At 70.5% G+C, this 4,899-nt stretch carries 4 protein-coding genes and 2 pseudogenes; 1 reads left to right on the top strand and 5 read right to left on the bottom strand.

The genetic code is table 11. From position 1 onward, the window contains the following. Nucleotides 1-38: 38 nt before the first annotated feature. The 4 genes and pseudogenes from ASJ79_RS18875 to ASJ79_RS18880 form a co-directional block, all read right to left on the bottom strand. Nucleotides 39-1,175, bottom strand: coding sequence for an MFS transporter (locus ASJ79_RS18875; RefSeq protein WP_231750924.1), 1,137 nt, complete (start codon nt 1,173-1,175; stop codon nt 39-41). After that, nucleotides 1,172-1,288, bottom strand: a pseudogene (locus ASJ79_RS31235) (MarR family transcriptional regulator); the annotation flags it as partial. The gene ASJ79_RS18875 and the pseudogene ASJ79_RS31235, both read right to left, overlap by 4 nt. Next, nucleotides 1,273-1,419, bottom strand: coding sequence for a hypothetical protein (locus ASJ79_RS32455; RefSeq protein ID WP_197420275.1), 147 nt, complete (start codon nt 1,417-1,419; stop codon nt 1,273-1,275). The pseudogene ASJ79_RS31235 and the gene ASJ79_RS32455, both read right to left, overlap by 16 nt. Before the next feature lie 36 nt (nt 1,420-1,455). Next, complete coding sequence (locus tag ASJ79_RS18880; RefSeq protein ID WP_067958419.1) at nt 1,456-2,646, bottom strand: RtcB family protein; 1,191 nt, start codon at nt 2,644-2,646, stop codon at nt 1,456-1,458. A 91-nt stretch (nt 2,647-2,737) separates the two neighbouring features. Between ASJ79_RS18880 and ASJ79_RS18885 the strand changes: the two genes are divergently transcribed. Then, entirely contained in the window at nt 2,738-3,712 is a 975-nt protein-coding gene (locus tag ASJ79_RS18885) for a pirin family protein (protein ID WP_067958422.1), read from the top strand. On the opposite strand, the pseudogene ASJ79_RS18890 reads toward ASJ79_RS18885, so the two are convergent. After that, nucleotides 3,694-4,812, bottom strand: a pseudogene (locus tag ASJ79_RS18890) (FUSC family protein); the annotation flags it as partial. The gene ASJ79_RS18885 and the pseudogene ASJ79_RS18890 sit on opposite strands and share 19 nt — an antisense overlap. Between the last annotated feature and the right edge of the window lie 87 nt (nt 4,813-4,899).

Consider the following 4,899-nt stretch of genomic DNA (forward strand, 5'->3'; position numbering starts at 1 on the left):
GTGCGGGGCGAGGTCGAACACCGGGCCCGACCGCACGATCAGGTACACGCCGCGGCGATCGGCCGCGAGCCGAGGAAACCGACCAGCCACAGCGCCATGATGCGACCGCGCAGCTCCTCGGGGGCACGTTCCTGGACGACGGTGCTCAGGCCGGTCATCGCGCAGCCGAAGCCGAGGCCGGCCACCACGAAGCCGCTGTAGGCCAGCCAGGGTTGCACGCCGACGGCCAGAAGCAGGCTGCCGCCGCCCAGCGTCGCCATCCCGATCGACGACACCATGGCCGAGCCGATGCGGCCGCGCAGCAACGCCAGCGCGATCATCCCGACCGCGGCGCCGACCCCGAACAGCGCCGACAACGTCCCGACCATCGACGCGCCGCCACCGAGCGCGTCGGCCATCGACGGGGTCAGCGTGATGGACGGATCGGACACGATGCCGACCGTGGTGACCGCGAGCAGGGCCAGCAGCAGCGGACGGTCACCGAACACGTACCGCACGGCGGCGCGCACCCGGTAGTCGGTGCCGGAACGCCGCTCGGGCGGGGCCGGGAAGCGCACCGCGACGAGGACGAGCGCGAACACGAGGTGCAGGACGGTGCTGACGGCGAACGCCGTCGCCGGTCCGATGTGGGCGGCCAGGTAGGCGCCGGCGGCGGGGCCCAGGATCCGGCCGACCGTCATCGGCATGCTGTTGAGCGCCATCGCGGTGGGCAGCTCGCCGTCGCGGATCAGCGTCGGCACGATCGACTGCATCGCGGGCCCGCCGACGACGAAACCGAAACCGACGAGCGTGGTCCCAAACAGGACCGGGATGGCCGCGGCCATCCCGGTCAATCCCGGCTCGGCGAACATCCAGGCCGCGATCGAACCCGACCCGGCCACGCAGAGCACGCGGCCGAGCAGGATCTGCCGGGCCGGATTGCCGGTGTCGGCCCATTTCCCGCTGGTCGGGCTCAGGATCAACTGCGGCGCGAACTGCACGACGCCGACCAGCCCCACCATCAGGGCCGATCTGGTCGCGTCGTACATCACGATGGCGGCGACGATGCTGTGCGTCCACACCGCGACGACGGCGAAGATCTTGCCCCAGAACAGCGGTCCGAAGACCGGGTCGAACATCAGCCCCCACGCGTTGCGCGCGGGAAGCCGGGAGGCGGCGGTGGCTTCGGCCGTCATCGCAGCGCCGCGTTCTCGAAGCGATCGGTGAGCCGATCGAGGAGGGTGACGAGCGTGTCGACATCGCTGTCCGGCCAGTCCGCGACGGTCCGGGCCATCAGGTCGCGCCGGCGTAGACCCGGCGGGCTTCGCCCTCGGGACCTTGGACCAGCGAGGTCTCCTCCGCGCCGTGGGCCGGGTTGCCCTGGTCGTGCAGTGTGGCGACGACGACCTCCCAGGTCGCGTCGTCGTGCGGTTCAGTCACCGGCATCTCCTTCCGTGCGGAGGGGGATACCCGCGCTCAGGTGCCCTTCACATTCAGCACCTGACGCAGCGTGTGCTCGACCGCGACCAGCTCGGCTGCGTCGAGCATGACCTGGTCGATGTCCTTGTACGCGTCGGGGATCTCGTCGATCCACTGCTCGCCGTGGCGGTACTCGATGCCCGTCATGCGGGCGGCGAGATCGGCGGCGCTGAACCGCCTGCGCGCCTCGGTGCGGGAGAACCGCCGGCCCGCGCCGTGCGGGGCCGAGCACAGGCTCGCGCGGTTGCCCTTGCCGCGCACGATGTAGGAGCGGGTGCCCATGCTGCCCGGGATGATGCCGCGCACGCCTTCGTGGGCGTCGATCGCGCCCTTGCGGGTCAGCCACACCTCACGACCGCCGTGGTTCTCCGGCTGGGTGTAGTTGTGGTGGGCGTTCACCCGCTCGACCTCGATGCCGGCGGCGTCGTCGGCGGACACCCCCATCCAGCGGGCCAGCGCCTGCCGGAAGCGGTCCATCATCTCGGCGCGGTTGTACAGCGCGAACCGCTGCGCCCAGTGCAGATCACGCAGGTAGTCGTCGAACTGCGGCGTGCCCTGGGTCAGGTAGGCCAGATCGACGTGAGGCAGGTCGACGTCCCGGCACTGGTACTGGGCCTGCTTGATGTGGTGCTGGGCGATCTTGTTGCCGACACCGCGCGACCCGGAGTGCAGGAACATCCACACGCGGGACCGCTCGTCGAGGCACAGCTCGATGAAGTGGTTGCCCCCGCCCAGCGAGCCGAGCTGCCGGGGCCACTTCGGCGAGTGCGACAAGTCCACGCCCTCGTCGGCGGCCAGCGCGCGCAGCTCCTCGATGCGCTGCCCGGTGAACGGGTACCGGTCGGTCTCGGCGTTGTAGTTGCCGGGCGACAACGGGATCGCGGTCTCGATGGACCGGCGCAGCACCGACAGGTCGCGGCCCTCCAGGTCGGCGGCCGTGAAGACGGTGCGCGCGGCGATCATGCCGCAGCCGATGTCGACGCCGACCGCCGCGGGGATCACCGCGTCGACGGTCGGGATCACGGTGCCGACCGCCGAGCCCTTGCCGAAGTGGGCGTCGGGCATCAGCGCCACGTGCGGGTGCACGAACGGCATCGACGCGGTCTGCTCGGCCTGCCCGAGGGTCTTGTCATCGACCAGCGACGCGAAGTTCAGCAGCTTGCGCTCGCTGGTCCGCTGTGTGGTCATGCCACCCATTGTCACCGCGCTGTCGACCCCTTTTCAGACTCCGCCGGGCCGCCGTGGGAATTAATCGGACCCTGGTCCGGTTGTCGTGGGCATGCCTGCCATCACAGCCGATACGCTCACTCTCCCCCGGATCGCGGGCCCCGGGCCCGCCGACACCGAACGACCGGTCCGCTCGGTCACCACCGGACCCCGCGGCTACGAGGGCGAGGGCTTCCCCGTCGTCCGGGCGTTCGCCGGCGTGAGCGCTCGCGACCTGGACCCCTTCGTGCACATGGACCAGATGGGCGAGGTCGAATACGAGCCCGGCGAGCCGCGCGGCACCGACTGGCATCCGCACCGCGGCTTCGAGACCGTCACGTACATGATCGACGGACGCTTCGCCCACCAGGACTCCCATGGCGGCGGCGGCCTCATCACCGACGGTGCCACCCAGTGGATGACCGCCGGCTCGGGCATCCTGCACATCGAGACACCGCCGGCCGAACTCGTCGAGAGCGGCGGCCTGTTCCACGGCATCCAGCTGTGGGTGAACCTGCCCAAGAAGGACAAGTTCGCCGACCCGCGATACCAGGCCATCGAGGGCAACCAGGTGACGCTGCTGTCCTCCGACGACGGCGGCGCGCTACTGCGCGTCATCGCCGGCGAGATCGACGGCCAAGGCGGCCCGGGTGCGACGCACACGCCGATCACGCTGGCGCACGCCAGCATCGAGCCCGGCGCCCGGTTGAGCCTGCCCTGGAACCGCGACTTCAACGCGCTCGTGTACGTGTTGTCGGGTCGCGGATCGGTCGGGCCCGTCGCGCATCCGATCCGGCAGGGCCAGCTCGCCGTGCTCGGGCCCGGCGACCGCATCACCGTGACCGCCGACGGCTCCCAGGACTCGCACCGGCCCGCGCTGGAGGTGCTGTTGTTGGGCGGCAAGCCGATTCGTGAACCCGTGTTCCAGTACGGGCCGTTCGTGATGAACTCCAAGTCGGAGCTGATCCAGGCGGTCGAGGACTTCCAGGCCGGCAAGTTCGGCGTGGTCCCGCCGGATGCGTTGATGCCTCACCGCCCGTTGCGCTGAGGCTGGTCGACCCGCTGCGGGTAGAGCAGTTCCAGCTCGCCGAGCGCGGCCGCCGCGGTCAGCAGCGGCAGTGCCGCCGACACCCCCAGGTCGTCGTCGCGCGCCTCCGAACGCAGCGCCAGCACGAAGTCGTCACCGATCGGCGCCCACGGGTCGTCGGGCTCCCGCCCGGCGACCCGCTCGCAGATCGCCTCGGCGTGCTTCTCCACCACCGCACGCACCTTCGGATACGCGCCGAGCGGCGGGGGAGTGGGGATGTCCGCGACGAGGTCGGCCGCCCCACGTAGCCGGATCGCCCGGTTGAAAGACCGCACGATGGGCGCACGGAAGTCCGTCTCGCCGCTGCTCTCCGAAAGATACTGGCGCACAGCGTCATCGATGACGCGGGAGGCGGCCAGGGCGTCGTGGCTCAGCGTCGCGACTTCGTCGGTGCGTTCTTCGAAGGCGCCACGCGTGATGCGCAGGACCGCCGCCCGCAGGTAGTCGGCGAAGATGACGCGGGCCGAATCGATGGCCCGGGTGACCGAGGCGGTCGCCCCCCGGGGCCACATCAGCAGCGAAACCGCCACGCCCACAAGGGCACCCACGACGACGTCCTCGATCCGGATCAGCCCGACCTGCCACCCCGACGGCACGATCAGGTTGAACGAGATCAGCACCATCATCGTGAACGCGGCCTGTGCCGCGGTGAACGACGCGATCTCGGGTACGTAGGCGGACCCGAACACGACCACCGGCATCAGGATCCACAACACCACCGGGTCCACCCCGACCAGGCTGATCAGCGCAGCGCCCAGCAGGAAGCCGATCGCCGTGCCGAACACCGCGCGCCACACCCGGGTTCCGGTGGTCAGTGCGCTGCTGCGCAGCACCGACAGCGCGCCCAACACCACCCAGAAACCGTGTTCGACGGGGAAGACGTGCGTGACCGCCACCGCCAGCGCGAGCCCGAGTCCGGTGCGCAGGCTGTTGCGCACCGCCACCGAACGGTTTTCCAGGAAACCCGACGTGATCTGCGCGGCGGCCGCGGTTTCGGGAAGCAGCCGGTCCGACGCGCCGGTCGGCGATCCGCGCCGCCAACACCACCGCATCACAGCCCAGCACCTGACCCCACACCAACACCAGCTCATCCGGATCATCCACCGAGCCGATATGGAAATCCCGGGCCTTGACGACCTCCCGAGCCC

Origin of the sequence: Mycobacterium sp. NAZ190054 (assembly GCF_001545925.1) — a bacterium.
GTDB lineage: Bacteria > Actinomycetota > Actinomycetes > Mycobacteriales > Mycobacteriaceae > Mycobacterium.